Annotated in this window: 18 protein-coding genes; 16 read left to right on the forward strand and 2 right to left on the reverse strand. The window is 60.0% G+C overall.

Annotated elements, in window-relative coordinates:
- Positions 1–26 precede the first annotated feature (26 nt).
- The 13 genes from arcA (at position 27) to ACQRAX_RS16670 (ending at position 16835) form a co-directional block, all read left to right on the forward strand.
- Entirely contained in the window at positions 27–1283 is a 1257-nt protein-coding gene (gene arcA / locus ACQRAX_RS16610; RefSeq protein ID WP_412038763.1) for an arginine deiminase, read from the forward strand.
- Between the two features lie 69 nt (positions 1284–1352).
- Positions 1353–2363 carry an ornithine carbamoyltransferase gene (locus tag ACQRAX_RS16615; protein ID WP_412038762.1) on the forward strand — a complete coding sequence of 337 codons (1011 nt, stop codon included), beginning with the start codon at positions 1353–1355 and terminating at the stop codon, positions 2361–2363.
- 132 nt (positions 2364–2495) lie between these two features.
- Positions 2496–3428, forward strand: a complete 933-nt coding sequence (gene arcC, locus ACQRAX_RS16620; RefSeq protein ID WP_412038761.1) for a carbamate kinase — start codon at positions 2496–2498, stop codon at positions 3426–3428.
- 54 nt (positions 3429–3482) lie between these two features.
- Entirely contained in the window at positions 3483–3845 is a 363-nt protein-coding gene (locus ACQRAX_RS16625) for a DUF5064 family protein (RefSeq protein WP_412038760.1), read from the forward strand.
- Between the two features lie 130 nt (positions 3846–3975).
- Positions 3976–6504 (forward strand): dermonecrotic toxin domain-containing protein, encoded by a 2529-nt coding sequence (locus ACQRAX_RS16630; protein WP_412038759.1) that lies wholly within the window; start codon positions 3976–3978, stop codon positions 6502–6504.
- 91 nt (positions 6505–6595) lie between these two features.
- Positions 6596–8104 carry a sigma-54-dependent transcriptional regulator gene (locus ACQRAX_RS16635; RefSeq protein ID WP_412038758.1) on the forward strand — a complete coding sequence of 503 codons (1509 nt, stop codon included), beginning with the start codon at positions 6596–6598 and terminating at the stop codon, positions 8102–8104.
- A 154-nt stretch (positions 8105–8258) separates the two neighbouring features.
- Positions 8259–9464, forward strand: coding sequence for a sodium/glutamate symporter (gene gltS / locus ACQRAX_RS16640; protein ID WP_412038757.1), 1206 nt, complete (start codon positions 8259–8261; stop codon positions 9462–9464).
- Positions 9465–9777: 313 nt separating this feature from the next.
- Positions 9778–10161, forward strand: a complete 384-nt coding sequence (gene gcvH / locus ACQRAX_RS16645; protein WP_412038756.1) for a glycine cleavage system protein GcvH — start codon at positions 9778–9780, stop codon at positions 10159–10161.
- A 9-nt stretch (positions 10162–10170) separates the two neighbouring features.
- Positions 10171–13026 (forward strand): aminomethyl-transferring glycine dehydrogenase, encoded by a 2856-nt coding sequence (gcvP, locus tag ACQRAX_RS16650; protein WP_412038755.1) that lies wholly within the window; start codon positions 10171–10173, stop codon positions 13024–13026.
- Between the two features lie 132 nt (positions 13027–13158).
- The gene (locus tag ACQRAX_RS16655) at positions 13159–14535 is read left to right on the forward strand and encodes an L-serine ammonia-lyase (RefSeq protein WP_412038754.1); all 1377 of its coding nucleotides are present in this window, start codon (positions 13159–13161) and stop codon (positions 14533–14535) included.
- 28 nt (positions 14536–14563) lie between these two features.
- Positions 14564–15688, forward strand: a complete 1125-nt coding sequence (gene gcvT, locus ACQRAX_RS16660) for a glycine cleavage system aminomethyltransferase GcvT (protein ID WP_412038753.1) — start codon at positions 14564–14566, stop codon at positions 15686–15688.
- A gap of 349 nt (positions 15689–16037) precedes the next feature.
- Positions 16038–16250, forward strand: a complete 213-nt coding sequence (locus tag ACQRAX_RS16665; protein WP_007931076.1) for a cold-shock protein — start codon at positions 16038–16040, stop codon at positions 16248–16250.
- Between the two features lie 96 nt (positions 16251–16346).
- Positions 16347–16835 carry an RDD family protein gene (locus ACQRAX_RS16670; protein WP_412038752.1) on the forward strand — a complete coding sequence of 163 codons (489 nt, stop codon included), beginning with the start codon at positions 16347–16349 and terminating at the stop codon, positions 16833–16835.
- 82 nt (positions 16836–16917) lie between these two features.
- Here the strand turns inward: ACQRAX_RS16670 and lptG are convergent, their stop codons facing one another.
- Together lptG and lptF are read right to left on the reverse strand one after the other, a co-directional pair.
- Complete coding sequence (lptG, locus tag ACQRAX_RS16675; RefSeq protein WP_412038751.1) at positions 16918–17979, reverse strand: LPS export ABC transporter permease LptG; 1062 nt, start codon at positions 17977–17979, stop codon at positions 16918–16920.
- A complete protein-coding gene (gene lptF, locus ACQRAX_RS16680) occupies positions 17972–19087 on the reverse strand; it encodes an LPS export ABC transporter permease LptF (protein ID WP_107023543.1) in 1116 nt (371 codons plus the stop codon). Before lptF ends, lptG begins: the two co-directional genes overlap by 8 nt.
- A gap of 287 nt (positions 19088–19374) precedes the next feature.
- Here lptF and ACQRAX_RS16685 point away from each other — a divergent pair, with 287 nt between their 5' ends.
- The 3 genes from ACQRAX_RS16685 to ACQRAX_RS16695 are packed head-to-tail and all read left to right on the forward strand — an operon-like array spanning position 19375 to position 21699.
- Entirely contained in the window at positions 19375–20868 is a 1494-nt protein-coding gene (locus ACQRAX_RS16685) for a leucyl aminopeptidase (protein ID WP_412038750.1), read from the forward strand.
- 52 nt (positions 20869–20920) lie between these two features.
- Positions 20921–21349 carry a DNA polymerase III subunit chi gene (locus ACQRAX_RS16690; RefSeq protein WP_412038749.1) on the forward strand — a complete coding sequence of 143 codons (429 nt, stop codon included), beginning with the start codon at positions 20921–20923 and terminating at the stop codon, positions 21347–21349.
- A gap of 5 nt (positions 21350–21354) precedes the next feature.
- Positions 21355–21699, forward strand: coding sequence for a DNA polymerase III subunit chi (locus tag ACQRAX_RS16695; RefSeq protein ID WP_412038748.1), 345 nt, complete (start codon positions 21355–21357; stop codon positions 21697–21699).
- Positions 21700–21718 lie beyond the last annotated feature (19 nt).

Genomic DNA, 21718 nt, shown 5'->3' on the forward strand with positions numbered 1-21718 from the left:
GTATTCGCAACTTGGAGGAAATAACCATGTCCACGGAAAAAGTTAAGTACGGCGTACATTCCGAAGCCGGCAAACTACGCAAAGTGATGGTCTGCTCCCCTGGCCTGGCGCACCAGCGCCTGACGCCGAGCAACTGCGACGACCTGTTGTTCGATGACGTCATCTGGGTCAATCAGGCCAAGCGCGACCACTTTGATTTCGTCACCAAAATGCGTGAGCGCGGTATCGAAGTGCTGGAAATGCACAACCTGCTGACCGACATCGTCGCGCAGCCTGAAGCGCTGAAATGGATCCTCGACCGCAAGATCACTTCCGACACCGTCGGCGTCGGCCTGACCAACGAAGTGCGCAGCTGGCTCGAAGGTCTGGAACCACGTCATCTGGCCGAGTTCCTGATCGGCGGCGTGGCCGGTGAAGACCTGCCGGAAAGCGAAGGCTCCGGTGTGATCAAGATGTACCGCGACTACCTGGGCCACTCCAGCTTCCTGCTGGACCCACTGCCAAACACCCAGTTCACTCGCGACAACACCTGCTGGATCTACGGCGGCGTAACGCTGAACCCGATGTACTGGCCAGCGCGACGCCAGGAAACCCTGCTGACTACCGCGATCTACAAGTTTCACCCTGAGTTCACGGGTGCCGACTTTGAAATCTGGTACGGCGACCCGGATCAAGACCACGGCAAAGCAACCCTCGAAGGTGGCGACGTCATGCCAATCGGCAACGGCGTCGTCCTGATCGGCATGGGCGAGCGCACCTCGCGTCAGGCCATCGGCCAACTGGCGCAGTCGCTGTTTGCCAAAGGCGCGGTCGAGAAAGTCGTGGTTGCCGGCCTGCCGAAATCCCGTGCAGCGATGCACCTGGACACCGTGTTCAGCTTCTGCGACCGCGACCTGGTCACGGTCTTCCCTGAAGTGGTCAAGGAAATCGTGCCGTTCGTCATCCGTCCAGACAGCAGCAAGCCATATGGCATGGACGTTCGCCGCGAAAACAAAACCTTCATCGAAGTGGTTGCCGAATCCCTCAACCTGAAGAAACTGCGCGTCGTCGAAACCGGCGGCAACAGCTTCGCCGCTGAACGCGAGCAGTGGGATGACGGCAACAACGTGGTGGCTGTTGAGCCGGGTGTGGTCATCGGTTATGACCGCAACACTTACACCAACACCCTGCTGCGCAAGGCCGGTATCGAGGTCATCACCATCAGCGCCGGCGAATTGGGCCGGGGCCGTGGCGGCGGTCACTGCATGACCTGCCCAATCGTTCGTGACCCTATCGACTACTAAACGACCATCCACCCGGCCGCACCTACCCGGTGCCGGCCGGGCCGATCACCGAATCCAAGGAGAATCATCATGGCGTTCAACATCCACAACCGTAACCTGCTGAGCCTGGAACACCACACCCCTCGCGAGTTGCGCTACCTGCTGGACCTGTCCCGCGACCTGAAACGTGCCAAGTACACCGGCACCGAACAGCAGCACCTCAAAGGCAACAACATTGCGCTGATTTTCGAGAAAACCTCGACCCGCACCCGTTGCGCCTTCGAAGTCGCCGCCTATGACCAAGGCGCCAACGTCACTTACATCGACCCTAACTCCTCGCAGATCGGCCACAAAGAAAGCATGAAGGACACCGCACGTGTTCTGGGCCGCATGTATGACGCCATCGAGTACCGTGGCTTCAAACAGGAAATCGTCGAAGAGCTGGCCAAATTTGCCGGCGTTCCAGTGTTCAACGGTCTGACCGACGAATACCACCCAACCCAGATGATCGCCGACGTGCTGACCATGCGTGAGCACGCCGACAAGCCGATCCACGAGATCAGCTACGTCTACCTGGGCGACGCCCGCAACAACATGGGTAACTCGCTGCTGCTGATCGGCGCCAAACTCGGCATGGACGTGCGCATCTGCGCCCCGAAAGCCCTGTGGCCACTTGACGACCTGGTTGCCCGCTGCAAGAAATACGCGGAAGAAAGTGGCGCACGCATCACCCTGACCGAAGATCCAAAAGCCGCGGTCAAGGGCGTTGACTTTATCCACACCGACGTTTGGGTCTCGATGGGCGAGCCAGTTGAAGCCTGGGCCGAGCGTATTCAGCAACTGCTGCCTTATCAGGTCAACGCCGAGCTGATGAAAGCCACCGGCAACCCACGGACAAAGTTCATGCACTGCCTGCCAGCGTTCCACAACTCCGACACCAAAGTCGGCAAGCAGATCGCCGAGCAGTATCCAAACCTGGCCAACGGTATCGAAGTCACCGACGACGTGTTCGAGTCGCCAGCCTGCATCGCCTTCGAGCAAGCGGAAAACCGCATGCACACCATCAAGGCGATCCTGGTTTCGACCCTCGCTGACCTGTAATCCATCACTTCTGTGGGGGCCGGGCTTGCCGGCGATGACATCAGCGCCGTCTCAAGCACTGCGCGGTGCCTGCATCGCCGGCAAGGCCAGCTCCCACAAAAGCTTCGCTTCCTATGCCAAAAGGACATCATCATGCGTATCGTTGTTGCATTGGGCGGCAACGCCCTGCTGCGCCGTGGCGAACCCATGACCGCGGACAATCAGCGCGCCAATATCCGCATCGCCACTGAACAGATCGCCAAGATTCATCCCGGCAACGAACTGGTCATCGCTCACGGTAATGGCCCGCAAGTTGGCCTGTTGTCGCTACAGGCGCAATCCTACAAGCCCGACGAAGCCTATCCTCTCGACGTTCTCGGGGCGGAAACCGAAGGGATGATCGGCTACATCATCGAGCAAGAGCTGGGTAACCTGCTGCCGTTCGAAGTGCCGTTCGCCACCCTGCTGACCCAAGTTGAAGTCGATGGTAAAGATCCGGCGTTCAACGATCCGACCAAGTTCATCGGCCCGGTCTACAGCAAGGAAGACGCCGAACGCCTGGCCAAAGAAAAAGGCTGGGTGGTCAAAGCCGACGGTGACAAATTCCGTCGAGTGGTCGCCAGCCCACGTCCGAAGCGCATTTTCGAAATCCGTCCAATCACCTGGCTGCTGGAAAAGAAGACAGTGGTGATCTGTGCCGGTGGTGGTGGCATCCCGACCATGTACGACGACAGCGGCAAGCTGTTGAGCGGTGTGGAAGCGGTGATCGACAAAGACCTGTGCTCGTCGTTGCTGGCTCAAGAGCTCAAAGCCGATCTGCTGGTCATCGCCACTGACGTTGACGCGGCTTACATCGACTGGGGCAAACCGACCCAGAAAGCTGTCGCCGAGGCTCACCCCGACGAACTTGAGCGGCTTGGTTTCGCCGCCGGTTCCATGGGCCCGAAAGTCCAGGCTGCCTGCGAATTTGCCCGCAATACCGGCAAAGTCGCGGTCATCGGCTCGCTGCCTGATATCGAAGGCATCGTCAAAGGTACTGCAGGTACCCGTGTCAGTACGGCCAAGCCTGGAATAAGCTACCGTTGATGCAGTTGGGCGGACTTAGGGTCCGCCCTTTTCAACCTTCCAGAGGAGCCTTTCATGGCCACGTTCACACCCGGTCATCTGCACATCGAGCGTCATGCACTGACCAAGGACGACGTCAGTTACGACATTAACCTTGATTATGAAGTTGCCACCGACCCCAAGGAAGGTAAAGGCATACAGTTCAAAATGCATGGAACGATCCAGGGCAAGGACATGAACGAACCGTTCTTTCTGCCCAAGGAACAAGCCTACAACTTCGCCAGCAACGTAACGAAAATCGCTGAGAAGTATGGTATTCCCAAGCACCTGAGCAACATTGGCTCGGTGCACAAGCACTACGACGCCATGTTCGAGGACGTACGTGCTCAACTGAACATGAAATCCGGCGACCCGGTCAATCCAGAACATTTCGAGTAACCACTCGACGCTCTTCGCGGGCCCGCTCGCGAAGAGTTCCTCACAGCTTGAGGTGGTATTCCTCCACCACCCTCCTCTTACCCAGACCCGGCCCAATCGAAGATCTTCTCAATCACTGAGGATCTTCAGCATGACAATTGATCTCGACCACTTCGCGCGCAGTCTGGACTCACTGGGCGACGCCCGAGCGGTAATGGAAAAGGCCCGGGGTTACCTCGAAGCCTGGCCCGACCCGTACCGGCTGGCCCACGAGAGCGCCAGCGCCTACTTACTCGAACAAACCGGCAAACCGTTGGACCCTGACAGGGTCTGGTGGCACGAGTTTGACCTCGGCGTCAGCGCCCCGACCTTCACCGGCTGGCGGCATTCCGGTCCACCTCGTCATTCCATGCGCTTTACGACGCTGCTGATTCACCGTTTCGGCGGCGGCTTCCAGGCCGCACCTGACGCCTTGCCCGTGTTCGGCGGCTTCTACACCCGTGGGCCCGAGGTTGATCTATACGGGGTCGACAACGAAGTTGCGCTGTCGCCGCAAAAGGTGATGGACTACCTATGGACGTTAGATTTCGCTGCGGTGGTCAATGCTCGGGTTGAACGTTTTTGGGGCGAACAGGGGCTAGACTTCCCCGCGCTGGCCAAGGCGCAATTCATTGCCCAGATAGAGCTGGGCGTGCAGGCAGGCAAACTCGAATCTGTCGATCGGCAAAATCTACGGGCCTGGCTGGGCCTTACAGAAGGTGCCCCACTGACGTTGGCCGCACTGTCCGCCTCCGGCCACGGCCCGCAGCTGCAGGTACGCCACTTCACGCCGGGCAATGGACACCTGATCACCCTGTGCCACGCGTCAGGTCGTACGGTGCTCTACGCACCAACGCATCAAACTCCACTCCGTGCCTTCGCTAGCCATGCCGATATGGTCCGCTGGCTAAGCAGGCACCTGGCCGGTAACGATGGCCCGCCATGGCTGGATGCCGTGTACAGGATGGACCCACAGACACCAGCGGACACACGGGAGTCGGCACTGCGCTCGCTACGCCAGGGCATCGGCTCGTTTAGCACGCCAGAGTGGCCTTTTGGCGAAGGTGTTGAGCTGATGCTGCCGGATCTGTTCGACACCATGCTGCTCTGGGCCAAAGCTGACCTGAACCTCACCCTGCACAATCTGGTCAGCAATGCTGAGCTTCGCAAGCAACTTTGGCGCGGCTACCTGGGAGCCTTTGTGCAGATCTTCGGCAGCTTCTCACTGATGGCCTGGCCGATTGGCTTGGTCATGCTCGGTGCCAGCGTCACCCGCCTGGTGCTGGATGTCGAGGCGGCCGTAAACGCACGATCGGGCGACCAGCGTAACCAAGCCATCCTTGCCTCCATTGGCGACGTGGTGATGACAGCATTCTTCATCATCGATACTGGCCTGGGCCTCAAGGCTGTGGCGTACCGTGATCCACCGCACTTCAGCAGGCTCACATCGAAGCTGTTGCAACCGGCGCGGGAAGCGGCACGGGCAAGGGAAGTCCTGGCGTCGCTGGACAACAACCGCATCGCCGTTGAACCACCTGTAGCATCGGGTCGACTTCAGAGTCTGCATATTGATGAACAGGGACACAGCTGGATCGAGATGGACGAGTTGAGCTTGCCTGTAAGCTACAACAGCACCTGGGCCAACTGGATGGTACTGAGCGACCTGGATTCGCTTGAGCTGCGAGAAAGCTTACTGGTACGCCGGGGTCTTGATGGCCGTTGGCGGTTGTATGCGCCTGATGGCGACGTGGGTGCCCTGACAACCCAATTCTGGGATACCTACATGGAGCCTGACCCGGGAATGAGTGACAGGCTTTCTCGGGCGTTACTTGATCGCCAGTCCCGTTTGCTGGAGAACGCCGCCTTGCCGGAGTTTGCCGGCCACATGACAGCGGCGGATGCGTTCGGTCACCACTACGTGGAGGTGAACGGGCAACGGTTTTATACCTTCAAGCAGGAAGGTGAATTCCACAACGATCTGGTCATGGAATACAGCAGCCACATGGCCAAGATCAACGATCTGTTCAGGGGCGACAGATCGCGCCTGCAGGGCATTGGCGAAGATGAACTGCACGACTTCATCAACACCTTGGCTGACGCCCTGGAGCAATTGCCCAAAAGTCAGGCAACGTTGCTCTGGCGAGGTGGCCGAGCCCCACGCGTGTCCCTCGGCGCCCGGTATCGGCAAGGCGCGATCAAAGCCGGGGACATACTAGTCACCACCGATGTCACCTCGTTTACCGAAAACCCCTATATTCCTCGTCGTTTCATGCTTCCCCAGGCGGTCGTTGATCGCCCGCTCGCCGAGGTGTCCGGGCATTTTGACGACGATACGGTCCTCTATGAACTGGACGGTCGCGGCGTGCACGGAGGGGCCCCGCTGTCACCGCTGTCGCTGCACTGGCAAGAGGCTGAAGTGCTGTTTCTGCCGGGTTGCACGTTCCGCGTCGAGGCTGTCGACGAGGTCCAGGGACGACACTACCGGTTCGTCAAATTCAAACTTCGTGAAGTACCCAAACCCGCAACAGAGCCAGTCTACGAATTACGCAGTGGTGAACCCTTCACGCTTTCGGACTATGCCGAGCGCGTTGGCAACGCGCCATGGGTGAATCGGTTCTTCCCGGCTCAAGACTGGTCGTAATACCTGCGTCGAGATAAGCATCGGCGGGGCAGGTTTGCCTTGCGTTTTAAGGCATACTTGCCCTCTTCGGCAGCCTTGAACACCTCTCCCCATGCGCATCCACGTCAGCTTCATCGACCGCGTCGGCATCACCCAGGAAGTGCTGGCCCTGCTCGGTGCCCGCAACCTCAACCTGGACGCGGTGGAAATGGTGCCGCCGAACGTCTATATCGACGCCCCGACCCTCAGCCCAGCAGTGCTCGAAGAACTGCACGACGCGCTGTTCGAAGTGCATGGCGTGCAGTCAGTGGACGTGGTCGACATCCTCCCCGGCCAGCGCCGTCACCTGCAGCTCGATGCCCTGCTGGCCGCCATGAGCGACCCGGTACTCGCCGTGGACAGTGCCGGACAGGTGCTGCTGGCCAACCCTGCGCTGATTGCCCTGTGCGGCCGTGAGTCAGCCGGGCGTTCGGTAGGCGAGCTGTTCGATGACCCCGCCCTGCTGCAGGCCCTGCTGGACAACAACTTCCACCTGCCGATGCGCGAAATGCAGCTCAACGGCCAGAGCCTGCTGCTCGACGCCACCCCTATCACCAACGCTGGCGGCCTGCTGACCCTCTACCCGCCCAACCGCATGGGCGAACGCCTGTCGGCCCTGCACCATGAACATGCCGAAGGCTTCGATGCACTTCTCGGTGAGTCCCCGGCGATCCGCACCCTCAAAGTCCGCGCCCTGCGCGTCGCGGCCCTCGACGCGCCACTGCTGGTACATGGCGAGACAGGCACCGGCAAGGAGCTGGTGGCCCGCGCCTGCCATGCCACCAGCAGCCGCCACACGGCGCCATTCCTCGCGCTCAACTGCGCCGCGCTGCCCGAGAGCCTGGCCGAGAGCGAACTGTTCGGCTACGCACCCGGCGCGTTCACCGGCGCGCAGCGTGGTGGCAAACCCGGGCTGATGGAGCTGGCCAACCAAGGCACGGTGTTTCTCGACGAAATTGGCGAGATGTCACCTTACTTGCAGGCCAAACTGCTGCGTTTTCTCAGTGACGGCAGCTTCCGCCGCGTGGGAGGCGACCGTGAGGTGAAGGTCGATGTGCGCATCATCAGCGCCACCCACCGCGACCTGGAGCGCATGGTCGCCGAAGGCACCTTCCGTGAAGACCTGTTCTACCGCCTCAATGTGCTCAACCTGCAGGTACCGCCACTGCGTGAGCGTGGCCAGGACATACTCATGCTCGCGCACTATTTCATGCAGCAAGCCTGCACGCAGATCCAGCGCCCAGCCTGCCGCCTGACACCGGCCACCCACTCGGCACTGCTGGCAAACCCCTGGCCGGGTAACGTACGCCAGCTACAGAACGTGATATTCCGCGCGGCGGCCATCTGTGAAAGCAACTTGGTGGACATCGGCGACCTGGACATCGCCGGCACCTCGGTAGCACGCGGTCAGGATGGTGAGGTGGCGAGCCTGGAACAGGCCGTGGGTGATTTTGAGCGCGAGCTGCTGCAGCGTCTATATGCCAGCTACCCGTCCACCCGGCAATTGGCCGGGAGGTTGCAGACATCGCACACTGCCATTGCCCAGCGGTTGCGCAAATATGGCATTCCAGACAAGGCCTGAGTTGTTCTACGCACGCCTTTTTACCGACAGAGCGAAATCCCAAGGTTATTCAGAATTTTCCTAGCCGTAGAGTGCTGACATTGCCCATAAACTCGCCCCCTCAAAGGCGTCCCCAGGCAATGTTCGCCTCTAATTAGAGCAAAGAGTAACCTGAATGCTTGCACTCGATTCCTACGGCACACTTGTGGCCGCTTCCCTGGTGCTTTTACTAGGCCGCGGGCTTGTTACACGCGTTGGCTTCTTGCGCACTTACAATATTCCCGAACCGGTAGCCGGGGGGCTGCTGGTTGCCCTGCTGCTTCTGGGGCTGCGCGCCATGGAGCTGCAAGTTCAATTTGATACTTCATTGCAAACGCCCTTGATGTTGGCCTTTTTTGCCACCATCGGTTTGAGTGCCGATATCGCGAGTTTGAAGAAAGGCGGACGCATAGTCGGTATTTTCCTGCTGGCAGTCACCGGGCTGCTGCTGGTCCAGAATGCCATGGGTATCGCCCTGGCCAAGGCGCTGGGGCTCGATCCCTTGATGGGCTTGCTGTCCGGCTCGATTTCCTTGTCGGGCGGCCACGGCACAGGCGCTGCATGGGGCTCGACCTTCAGTGAGAAATACGGTCTGGCGTCCGCCAGTGAGCTAGCCCTGGCCGCTGCCACGTTTGGCCTGGTACTGGGCGGGCTGATTGGCGGGCCTGTTGCCCGCCTGCTCATCAAGCGCGTGCAGACACCCGGTATGGAGCATGAAATGCCCCGCGTACCAAAGGGCTTTGAACAGCCGAACAAAGAGCGTTTGATTACCCCCTTCACAATGATCGAAACGCTTGCGCTGATTGCCGTCAGTCTGATGGCCGGCACTCTCTTGAACAGCCTGCTCCACGGCAGCGCATTCGAATTGCCGACATTTGTTTGCGTCTTGTTTGTGGGTGTCCTGCTGCGCAACGGGCTTTCAATACTAGGCGTGTATCAAGTATTCGAGCGCGAAGTTTCAGTGTTGGGCAATGTCAGCTTGTCGCTATTTCTGGCGATCGCGCTGATGTCGCTCAAACTCTGGGATCTGGCTGGACTGGCATTGCCATTCTTCATGCTTCTGGCTGCACAGACATTGGTCATGGCGCTGTTTGCGATATTCGTGACGTTCCGAATCATGGGCAGTAATTACGATGCAGCAGTATTGGCAGCAGGACATTGCGGATTCGGCCTTGGTGCAACGCCAACTGCCATCGCTAACATGCAAGCCGTGACGCAACGCTTCGGACCGTCGCAGATAGCCTTCCTGGTGGTACCGATGGTCGGCGCGTTCTTCATCGACATCATCAATGTCATCGTGATCAAGTTGTACTTGGCGTTGCCATTGTTCGTCGCCGTTTGAAAGCCCGGTTACCGCGTTCAGGCCCTTTCACGAAGAATTTCGCGCAAGGGCCGTATCGAAAACGATACACCGTAGCGAATTTGCTACACACCCACCCAAGTCCCCATCTGCAAGGGGTTGATCCTCCAAACCTTTTTGCCACCTTTCTTTCTGTAGCGTTTTCATTCCACACGACTGAACGAACTTTTACAAAAATATTGCAAGATACTGATTTGTAATGACTTTCTGATAGTGGCCGCATTTTTGCTAAGGAATTCTCAACCCAAGAGCGCGGACGCACCGCGCCCAACGCCCTGCTTTCCGAGGATTCCCCATGAGCGAGTTGCGTTTCACCGAAGATCACGAATGGCTGCGCGTCGAAACCGACGGCAGTGTCACCGTGGGCATCACCGCCTTCGCCCAGAACGCCTTGGGTGATGTGGTCTATGTGCAACTGCCGGAGCTGCAGAGCTACGAACAGGGTGCCGAAGCCTCCACCGTTGAATCGGTAAAAGCGGCCAGCGGCGTGTACATGCCCCTGAGCGGTGAAGTGGTAGCCGTCAATGACCAACTCGAAGCCAGCCCTGAGCTGGTCAACGAAGACCCGCTGGGTGAAGGCTGGTTCTTCCGTTTCATCCCGGCTGACAATGGTGCGGTTGCGCAACTGCTCGACCAGGACGCCTACGACCGTCTGATCAAAGCCAGCGCTGACGCCTGAGGACTCGCCATGACCATCAACCTCGGCACTACCAACGAATTCATCGCCCGTCATATCGGCCCACGCCAGAATGACGAACAACACATGCTCGCGACGCTGGGCTTCGACTCCCTGGAGGCCATGAGCGCTGCGGTTATTCCCGACAGTATCAAGGGCACCAGCGTGCTGGAGCTGGGTGACGGGCAAAGCGAAGCTGACGCCCTGGCGTCGCTCAAAGCCATCGCCGCCAACAACCAGCTGTTCAAAAGCTTCATCGGCCAGGGCTATTACAACTGCCATACGCCGGCACCGATCCTGCGTAACCTCCTGGAAAACCCGGCCTGGTACACCGCTTACACCCCGTACCAGCCAGAAATTTCTCAGGGTCGCCTGGAAGCATTGCTGAACTTCCAGACGTTGATCAGCGACCTCACTGGCCTGCCGATCGCCAACGCTTCATTGCTCGACGAAGCCACCGCAGCCGCAGAAGCCATGACCTTCTGCAAGCGCCTGAGCAAGAACAAGGGTAGCCACACCTTCTTCGCCTCTGTGCATTGCCACCCGCAAACTCTCGACGTATTGCGCACCCGTGCCGAGCCGCTGGGTATCGAAGTCGTGGTCGGCGATGAGCGTGAGCTGGATGATGTCAGCGCCTACTTCGGCGCCCTGCTGCAATACCCGGCCAGCAACGGTGAAGTCTTCGACTACCGTGAACAGGTTGAACGCTTCCACGCCGCCAATGCTCTGGTCGCCGTTGCCGCCGACCTCCTGGCGCTGACCCTGCTGACCCCGCCTGGCGAGTTTGGCGCTGATGTGGCCATCGGTAGCGCACAGCGCTTCGGCGTGCCGCTGGGCTTCGGTGGCCCGCATGCCGCGTACTTCTCCACCCGTGATGCATTCAAGCGCGACATGCCAGGGCGTCTGGTCGGCGTGTCGATCGACCGCTTCGGCAAAACCGCACTGCGTCTGGCCATGCAGACCCGTGAGCAACATATCCGTCGCGAGAAGGCTACCAGCAATATCTGCACCGCCCAGGTACTGCTGGCCAACATTGCCAGCATGTATGCCGTCTACCACGGCCCACAAGGTCTGAAGCAGATCGCTCAGCGCACCCATGCACTGACTGCGATCCTCGCTGCTGGCTTCAAGCAAATCGGCGTGCACGTCGAAACCGCAGCGTTCTTCGACACCCTGACCCTGGCCACCGGCAACGCCACTACAGCGCTGCACGACAAGGCCCGTACCCAGCGCCTGAACCTGCGCCAAATCGACGCCCAACGCCTGGGCCTGTCGCTGGACGAAACCAGCACTCAGGCTGACGTCGAAGCCCTGTGGCAGCTGTTCGCTGACGGGAAAGCTGTTCCTGAATTCAGCACCCTGGCCGCCAGCGTTCAATTGCAACTGCCTGCCGACCTGCTACGTCAGTCAGCGACCCTCGAGCATCCCGTATTCAACCGCTACCACAGCGAAACTGAGCTGATGCGCTACCTGCGTCGCCTGGCTGACAAGGACCTGGCCCTGGACCGCACCATGATCCCGCTCGGTTCGTGCACCATGAAGCTCAACGCCGCCAGCGAAATGATCCCGGTGACCTGGGCCGAGTTCGGCAACCTGCACCCGTTTGCCCCGGCAGAACAAAGCCAGGGCTACCAGCAACTGACCGACGAACTGGAGGCGATGCTCTGCGCCGCCACCGGCTACGATGCCGTGTCGCTGCAACCCAACGCTGGCTCCCAGGGTGAATACGCCGGCCTGCTGGCCATTCGCGCCTACCACCAGAGCCGTGGCGATGCCCGCCGCGATATCTGCTTGATCCCATCTTCGGCCCACGGCACCAACCCAGCCACCGCCCACATGGCCGGCATGCGTGTGGTGGTGACCGCCTGCGACGCGCGTGGCAACGTCGATATCGACGACCTGCGGGCCAAGGCCATCGAGCACCGCGAGCACCTCGCCGCGCTGATGATCACCTACCCGTCGACCCACGGTGTGTTCGAAGAAGCCATCGGCGAAATCTGCGCGATCATTCATGACAACGGCGGCCAGGTGTACATCGACGGCGCCAACATGAACGCCATGGTCGGCCTCTGTGCTCCGGGCAAGTTCGGCGGTGATGTTTCGCACCTGAACCTGCACAAGACCTTCTGCATTCCCCACGGCGGTGGCGGCCCGGGCGTCGGCCCGATCGGCGTCAAGTCACACCTGGCGCCGTTCCTGCCAGGCCACGGGCACATGGGAAACAAACAGGGGGCAGTCTGCGCCGCGCCGTTCGGCAGCGCCAGCATCCTGCCGATCACCTGGATGTACATCCGCATGATGGGTGGTGCCGGCCTCAAGCGTGCTTCGCAGATGGCAATCCTCAACGCCAACTACATCGCCCGCCGCCTGGAAGAGCACTATCCTGTGTTGTACACCGGCAGCAATGGCCTGGTGGCGCATGAGTGCATTCTCGACCTGCGCCCGCTCAAAGACAGCAGCGGCATCAGCGTCGACGACGTCGCCAAGCGTCTGATCGACTTTGGCTTCCATGCCCCGACCATGTCGTTCCCGGTGGCCGGCACGCTGATGATCGAACCGACCGAAAGCGAGTCCAAGGAAGAACTGGACCGTTTCTGCGAGGCGATGATCCGCATTCGCGAAGAGATTCGCGCGGTAGAAAGCGGCAACCTGGACAAGGACGACAACCCGCTGAAGAACGCACCACACACGGCGGCCGAAATCGCGGGTGAGTGGAGCCATCCCTACAGCCGCGAGCAGGCGGTGTACCCGCTGGCGACGCTGGTCGAAGGCAAGTACTGGCCACCGGTGGGGCGTGTCGACAACGTCTTTGGCGATCGCAATTTGATCTGCGCCTGCCCGTCGATCGAGAGCTACCAGGACGTTTGAGTCCTGGCGCACCTCGACCACCTGTAGGCGCCGGTCTTGCCGGCGATGGACCGCCTGGCGACCCAATCAGCAAGGCTATGCCTTGGATCGCCGGCAAGGCCGGCGCCTACACTCACTCTTGAGGGTACGACCATGTCACTGAGCGTCTTCGACCTGTTCAAGATCGGCATCGGCCCCTCCAGCTCCCATACCGTCGGCCCCATGCGCGCAGCTGCGCGTTTTGCCGAAGGTTTACGGCGTGACGCTTTGCTGGCCGCCACGGTCAGTGTCAAAGCCGAGCTTTATGGCTCGCTAGGCGCCACCGGCAAGGGCCACGGCAGTGACAAAGCCGTGCTACTTGGCTTGGAAGGCGAACATCCTGATAGCGTCGATACCGAAAGCATCGCTTCGCGCCTGCATACTATCCGCACCCGCGGACGGCTGAAGCTGCTCGGCGAGCACGACATCGAGTTCATCGAAAAGCAACACCTGGCGATGATTCGCAAACCCTTGGCCTATCACCCCAATGGCATGATCTTTCGCGCCTTCGACGCTGCCGGCCTGCAGATCCGCAGCCGCGAGTACTATTCGGTGGGCGGTGGTTTTGTCGTCGATGAAGACGCCGCTGGCGCCGACCGAATCGTCGAAGACAGCACCGTACTGCCGTTTCCCTTCAAAACCGCTAAAGAACTGCTCGGCCATTGCACGGCGCAGAACCTGTCGATCAGCCAAATCATGCTGGCCAACGAAGCAGCCTGGCGCCCGGAAAGCGATACCCGCAGCGGCCTGCTGCATATCTGGCAAGTGATGCAGGATTGCGTCGCCGCTGGTTGCCGCAACGAGGGTATTTTGCCTGGCGGGCTCAAGGTCAAGCGGCGCGCCGCTGCGCTGTATCGGCAGCTGTGCAGCAATCCCGAGGCGAGCCTGCGTGACGCGTTGTCGGTGCTGGACTGGGTCAACCTTTACGCCTTGGCCGTCAATGAGGAAAACGCCTTTGGCGGGCGTGTGGTCACTGCCCCTACCAACGGCGCCGCCGGTATCGTCCCAGCCGTGCTGCACTACTACACGCGCTTCATCCCCGGTGCCAACGAAGACGGTGTGGTGCGCTTTCTGCTCACCGCCGCCGCGATTGGCATTCTCTACAAAGAGAACGCCTCGATCTCCGGCGCCGAAGTCGGCTGCCAGGGCGAAGTCGGAGTGGCCTGCTCGATGGCTGCCGGCGCCCTGTGCGAGGTCATGGGGGGCAGTGTCCAGCAGGTCGAAAACGCCGCAGAGATTGGCATGGAACATAACCTCGGTCTTACCTGCGATCCCATCGGCGGGCTGGTCCAGGTGCCGTGCATCGAGCGCAATGCCATGGGCTCGGTCAAGGCCATCAACGCGGTGCGCATGGCCTTGCGCGGCGACGGTCAGCATTTCGTCTCCCTCGACAAGGTCATCCGCACCATGCGCCAGACTGGCGCTGACATGAAAAGCAAATACAAGGAGACCGCCCGTGGCGGTCTGGCCGTCAACATCATTGAATGCTGACACCCTCTCACGCACCAAGGAGTCATCAATGTCCACCGAAGCACTGCTCAAGACCCCGCTGCACGCCCTGCACCTTGAACTCGGCGCGCGTATGGTGCCGTTCGCCGGCTATGACATGCCGGTGCAGTATCCGTTGGGGGTAATGAAAGAACACCTGCACACCCGTGAACAGGCCGGTCTGTTCGATGTGTCGCACATGGGCCAGATCCGTCTCAGTGGCGCCAACGCAGCCAAGGCCCTGGAGACCCTGGTACCGGTCGACATCATCGATTTACCGGTGGGCATGCAACGCTACGCCATGTTCACCAACGAACACGGTGGCATCCTTGACGACCTGATGGTCGCCAATCTGGGCAACGATGAACTGTTCCTGGTGGTTAACGCCGCCTGCAAAGACCAGGACCTGGCCCATCTGCGTCAGCACATCGGCGATCAGTGCCAGATCCAGCCACTGTTCGAAGAACGCGCCCTGCTGGCCCTGCAGGGTCCGGCGGCGGTCACCGTGCTGGCGCGCCTGGCACCCGAGGTGGCAAAGATGACCTTCATGCAGTTCCAGCCAGTGCAGTTGCTCGGTACCGACTGCTTTGTCAGCCGCTCCGGATATACCGGTGAAGACGGCTTCGAAATTTCCGTTCCGGCCGAGCAGGCCGACGCCTTGGCCCGCCGCCTCCTGGCTGAGCCAGAAGTCGCTGCGATTGGTCTTGGCGCCCGCGACTCCCTGCGCCTGGAAGCCGGCTTATGCCTGTATGGCCACGACATGAACACCCAGACCACGCCCATTGAAGCCAGCCTGCTGTGGGCCATTTCCAAGGTGCGTCGGGCGGACGGCGCCCGCGCCGCTGGCTTCCCCGGTGCCGAGCAAATCTTCACTCAGCAACACAGCGGTGTCGCCCGCAAACGTGTCGGCTTGCTCCCTCAGGAACGCACCCCAGTGCGCGAGGACGCGGAAATTGTTGATGAAGCCGGCAGCGTCATCGGCAAGGTCTGCAGCGGCGGTTTCGGTCCAACTCTGGCCGGTCCCGTGGCAATGGGATATCTGGATAGTGCACACACGGCAGTTGAGACCCCGGTCTGGGCCATTGTTCGCGGCAAACGCGTGACCATGAAAGTCAGCAAGATGCCGTTCGTTGCCCAACGCTATTACCGCGGCTGAATCGTTAGTTGAAACTTTGTGTCATCACGCGTTTGGATTTTCGAATTCGAACGCGTTTTATTACTTTCGAAAAGCTTCACAGCACGCAGTGGAATGAGCGAAAAAAAATCGACCCAACAGACGCTAAAAGGTACGGCAGGGGCGGCTTTCAGGACTTGTTTTTGCCGACAGAGTTAGCGTAGAGTCACTGCACTGTGTTTGCATGGGTCGCTATGGTTCGTGACCTGGGCAGTAGCGCTGAGATTTGCTACAACCCGTTCGACGTCTCTTACTTTCCTGCAACCCAGCCCAGTACTCTTTCATTTGGAAGAAACTGTTACTAATTCTAAGTTTCAAAGGAAATAAGACAATGTCCCAACGTCAGAGCGGTACCGTCAAGTGGTTTAACGACGAGAAAGGTTTTGGTTTCATCACTCCAGAAAGCGGTCCGGATCTGTTCGTACATTTCCGCGCTATCCAGGGTAACGGCTTCAAGAGCCTGAAAGAAGGCCAGAAAGTCACCTTCATCGCCGTGCAAGGCCAGAAAGGCATGCAGGCTGACGAAGTTCAAGCCGAAGGCTGATCTTCATCAACAAAGAAGCCCCTGCTGGCAACAGCAGGGGCTTTTTTGTGCGCGCAATTCCGTAGAATGTGCGTTTTGCCCAAGGAGGGCCCCTGTATGCCCAAGCAGTTGTTGCAGCCCCAGGGCGATTTCCCTGTCGTCGGCCTGGGTCGGCGTTTGGCCGCCATGTTCTACGACTTCCTGCTGTGTACCGCGCTGTTGATCGTGACTGCGGGTGTGTACAAGATGATCCAGATGGCAATCATCGGTGAAACCCGGATGCGTGCGCTGACCGAAGCCGGTGCACTGGACGGTGATCCGTTGTTGTCCACAGTCCTGTTGTTCGTCCTGTTCGGCTTCTTCGCCAAGTTCTGGACCCATGGTGGGCAGACACTGGGTATGCAGGTATGGCGTATTCGCGTGCAAAACGCCGATGGCAGCGCGATCAGCCTGTGGCAGGCGCTGTTGCGCTTTGTCGTCGCCATTGCCTCCTGGCTGTGCCTGGGCCTGGGTTTCATCTGGGTGCTGTTCGACAAGCGCAAGCGCACCTGGCATGACATGTACTCGGATACGCAGGTGGTGCAACTGCCCAAGCGTAGCAAATAACGCCTGAATCACCTGTCTCGATTAGGGGACAACAGGTACAAAAAAGCCGACCCTGGGGTCGGCTTTTTCATGCCTGCAATGCTTAACCTGCGCGTCGCAACATCCACAATCCAGCACCGGCGCAGATCGCCGCCGGAATCACTACCGCCAGCAACGGCGGGAAACCAAAGACCTGGCTCGACGGCCCAAGCAAGTCCTGACCGATGCGGAACACGAAACCCACCAACACACCAGTGAACACCCGCTGACCGAGGGTTACCGAGCGCAACGGACCAAAGATGAACGAGATCGCCATCAGCACCAGCGCTGCGGTGACCATCGGCTGCAGAACCTTGGTCCAGAACGCCAGCCAGTAGCGGGCATTGTTCAGGCCTTGGTCAGACAGGTAGTGGATGTAGTCCCACAACCCGGTGATCGAAAGGGATTCGGGCGCCAGCACGACAGTGTTGAGCAATTGCGGGGTGACGGTAACGTCCCAGCGCTCTACGGGTGCCTTGATGACTTCAGTGTGATCACCGCGAAAATGCGTTGTGGTCACGTCGCTCAACTGCCAGTGATCTTCCTGATACTGGGCGCGCCGGGCAAAGCTTGAGGTCAGCAGATGACGCTCGTTGTCGAAGCGGTAGCGAGTGACACCGTACAACAGACCATTGGGCTGTACCGAGTTGATGTGCACGAACTCATCACCCTGGCGATGCCACATGCCGCGCTTGGAGCTCTGTGCGTCACCGCTACCCTGAGCCAACGAACGGTCAGCCTGGGCCTTGTTCTCGGTCACTGGCGCCAAGTACTCGCCAATCAGGATGCCGGCCAGCATCAGCACCAGCATTGGCTTCATCACCGCCCAGACGATACGGCCAATGGACACCCCGGCGGCACGCATGATGGTCAGTTCGCTGCTGCTGGCCAGGCTGCCCAGGCCGATCAGGCAGCCGATCAGGGCGGCCATTGGCAGCATGTCATACAGCCGCCGTGGAGCTGTCAGCAAGACGAAATTGCCGGCATCCATGAGCGTATAGGTGTCGCTGATGTCACCCATCTCATCGATAAAGGCAAACAACGAAGCCAGGCCGAGAATGATCCCGAGTACGGCAAGAATGGCCAGCAGCACGCTCTGGCCAATATAGCGATCGAGCTTAACCATGAGCCACCTCCGCACGCCGTGCGGCACGCTTGAGGCGTAACGGCTCCCAGTACATCAGCCCGAGGCCGATGAGCAGGAACAAGCCGTGAACCCACCAGATACCCAGGCCAATCGGCAATTTGCCTTTTTCCAGGGCACCCCGTACAGCAATCAACATTGTCAGGTACGCCATATACAGAAGAATTGCCGGCAGCAGCTTGAGGAAGCGACCTTGGCGCGGATTGACCCGTGACAGCGGGACCGCCAACAGGGTCACCACGAACACCAGCAGCGGCAACGACAGGCGCCATTGCAGCTCGGCGCGCTCGCGGCGGCCATCACTGGCAATCAGTTCGGAAGTCGGAATGGCTTCACGGTCAGTGATTTCCTCACTGACTTCAGGCTTGGGCAACAGCACGCCATAGGTGTCGTACTTGATCGCCCGGTAGTCGGCCTGCCCAGGGTTACCGTCATAGCGGTAGCCGTTCTCCAGAATCAGATAACGGTTGCCGTCGGCACCGATTTCCTGACGGCCCTTTTCCGCGACCAGCACCGAAGGGGCGCGTTCCTTGGTCTTGTCCTGGGAGAAGCGCTTCTCGGAAATGAACACTCCCGCCAGATTGCCACGGTCTTCGGACAACTGCTCGGTGTAGGTGACTCGGGAGCCATCTCGCAAGGTCTGGAAACGTCCCGGCACCAGGGTATCGAATTCAGTCAGGGCATCCTGCTGGTTGATGATCTGTGCCACCTGGGTAACCCCCTGCGGTGCCAGGCCCAGGCTCAGCCAGGCAACCAGCACGGCCACCAACGCTGCCGGTGCCATGGTCATGCCAAGCAGGCGCTGCTGGCTCATGCCAGTGGCCGAGAGCACAGTCATCTCGCTTTCCAGGTACAGACGACCGTAGGCCAGGAGAATCCCCAGGAACAGGCCCAGAGGCAAGATCAACTGCAGGAACCCTGGCAAGCGGTAGCCCATGATCAGGAACAATACACCCGGATCGAGCACACCCTGGGCCGCCTGGGCCAGGTACTTGATGAAGCGCCCACTCATAATGATGACCAGCAGCACAGCGCTGACGGCACTCAAGGTCACCAGGACCTCGCGGGACAGATATCGGAAGACGATCAAACCAGACACTCCTGGGTTGTCAGGCTCGGACAGCCAAACAAAAAATCCATAACAGCCAAGAATAGTTGCTGGCTCGCCAGAGCGTGCCCGCACAAAAGTTGGCGCATTATCCTGTGATTGGCCGTGCCTGTCACTGGCGACGCACAATGCTTCACCAACGGGGTTGTCAGGGCGGTCCGAGCAGGCTCAAACTGGCAGCTTTATCACTGGCACGCGACCACGCGGCCAGCTCGCTTGAAGTGCCTGCACAGACAGCGCGCAAATACAGATCATTCGGGGACCCTGACATGGAACTGGTTGTAAAAAGCGTAGCCGCTGCATCCTTGAAAACCGCCACATTGGTACTGCCAGTGGCTGAAGGCCGCAAACTCGGTGCCAGCGCCAAGGCCATCGACGAAGCCTGCGGCGGTGCCCTCAGCGCTGTGCTCAAGCGTGGCGATCTGACCGGCAAGCTGGGCCAGACCCTGCTGCTGCAAAGCCTGCCGAACCTTAAGGCCGAACGCGTGCTGCTGGTCGGCACCGGCAAGGACAGCGAACTGGGCGACCGTAGCTGGCGCAAAGTCGTTGCCAGCGTACTGGCCGTACTCAAGAGCCTCAACGGCAACGACGCGGTGTTGGCCCTGGACGATATCGCTGTCACTGGCCGCGATGCATTCTATGGCAAGTCGCGCCTACTGGCTGAAACCTTGCTCGACGGCGAATACGTCTTCGACCAGTACAAGAGCAAGAAGGCCGAACCGCGCGCACTGAAAAAAATCACTCTGCTGGCCGACAAGGCTGGTGCCGCCGAAGTCCAGCGCGCGGTCAAGCACGCCACGGCGATTGCCGCCGGCATGAGCTTCGCCCGTGACCTGGGCAACCTGCCACCCAACGTCTGCCACCCAAGCTACCTGGCCGACCAGGCCAAGGGGCTGGGTAAAGCCTACAAGGGCCTGAAAGTCGAAATCCTCGACGAGAAGAAAATCAAGGAACTGGGCATGGGCGCGTTCTACGCCGTAGGCCAGGGCAGCGACCAGCCGCCACGCTTGATCGTGCTCCACTACCAGGGCGGCAAAAAGAACGAGAAGCCGTTCGTGCTGGTGGGCAAGGGCATCACTTTCGACACCGGCGGTATCAGCCTCAAGCCCGGTGCCGGCATGGATGAAATGAAGTACGACATGGGCGGTGCCGCCAGTGTCTTCGGCACCTTGCGCGCGGTCCTCGAACTGCAACTGCCAGTCAACCTGGTATGCCTGCTGGCCTGCGCCGAGAACATGCCGAGCGGCGGCGCCTCCCGTCCGGGTGACATCGTTACGACTATGAGCGGGCAGACCGTCGAAATTCTCAACACCGACGCCGAAGGCCGCCTGGTGCTGTGCGATACCCTGACTTATGCCGAGCGCTTCAAGCCTCAGGCAGTGGTCGACATTGCTACCTTGACCGGTGCCTGCATCGTTGCCCTGGGTAGCCATACCTCAGGCCTGATGGGTAACAACGACGAGTTGGTCAGCCAACTGCTCGACGCAGGCAAACGTGCCGACGACCGTGCCTGGCAACTGCCGCTGTTCGATGAGTATCAGGAACAGCTCGACAGCCCGTTCGCCGACATCGCCAACATTGGCGGGCCGAAGGCTGGCACCATCACCGCCGGTTGCTTCCTGTCGCGCTTTGCCAAGGCCTACAACTGGGCGCACCTGGACATTGCCGGCACCGCCTGGATCAGTGGCGGCAAGGACAAGGGCGCCACTGGCCGTCCGGTCCCGCTGCTGACCCAGTACCTGCTCGATCGCGCCAACGCCTGAGTGCATGCCGGCCGCCTGCCCCCCTTGGGTGTAGGCGGCCGGCGCAATGATCATGAGCAAAGTTGACTTCTATATTCTGCCCAGCGACGCGCCCTCGGCGCGCCTGAATTTTGCCTGCAAGCTCTGCGACAAGGCCTGGCGCATGGGACATCAGGTTTACCTGCATTGTGCCGACGCCGCTCAGCGCGATGAACTCGATGCCCTCTTGTGGGCGTTCAAGGGTGAAGCTTTTGTGCCGCACAATGGTGCTGAAGAACAACCGCAAGGCAGCGTAGTACTGGGGCTCGGTGACGATCCCGGCAACCACCAGGACCTGCTGATCAACCTGGATCTGAAGGTACCGTCGTTCGCTGCACGCTTTGCCCGTATCGCCGAGATCGTGGTCGAGGAGCCGACGATTCGTCAGGCTGCCCGAGAGAGTTTCCGTTTCTACCGCGAACAGGGCTATGCTCTGCAGGATCACCGCTTACAGCGACTCTGAAGACAATGGATAAACCCACTTCCCTGCCCCAATCCGCGCACCTGCTGGACGACCTTGAGTCGATCCGTCAGCTGCTGGGTGACGAATCCCTTGAGCCACCGCTGCTCACCGACACCGTCGATGAGCAAATTCCGTTGCTGCTCGAAGAGGCTGAGGCACCGGTCACAGCGCCCGGGCCGGTACTTGACCCGCAAGCCAAACGCCAGGAAACCTTGCTACACCTGGATGCCGAATTACGTGCCGCAGCGCAATTGATCATGCAGGACGTAATCAACGACTTCACCCCGCATATCGAGAATGAAATCAAGCGCAGGCTCGATGCCCGCCTCGAGCGCCTGCTCAATCAGTAAAGACCCGCTGCAAGCGACA

Source organism: Pseudomonas sp. UM16, assembly GCF_050312595.1.
Taxonomy (GTDB): Bacteria; Pseudomonadota; Gammaproteobacteria; order Pseudomonadales; family Pseudomonadaceae; genus Aquipseudomonas.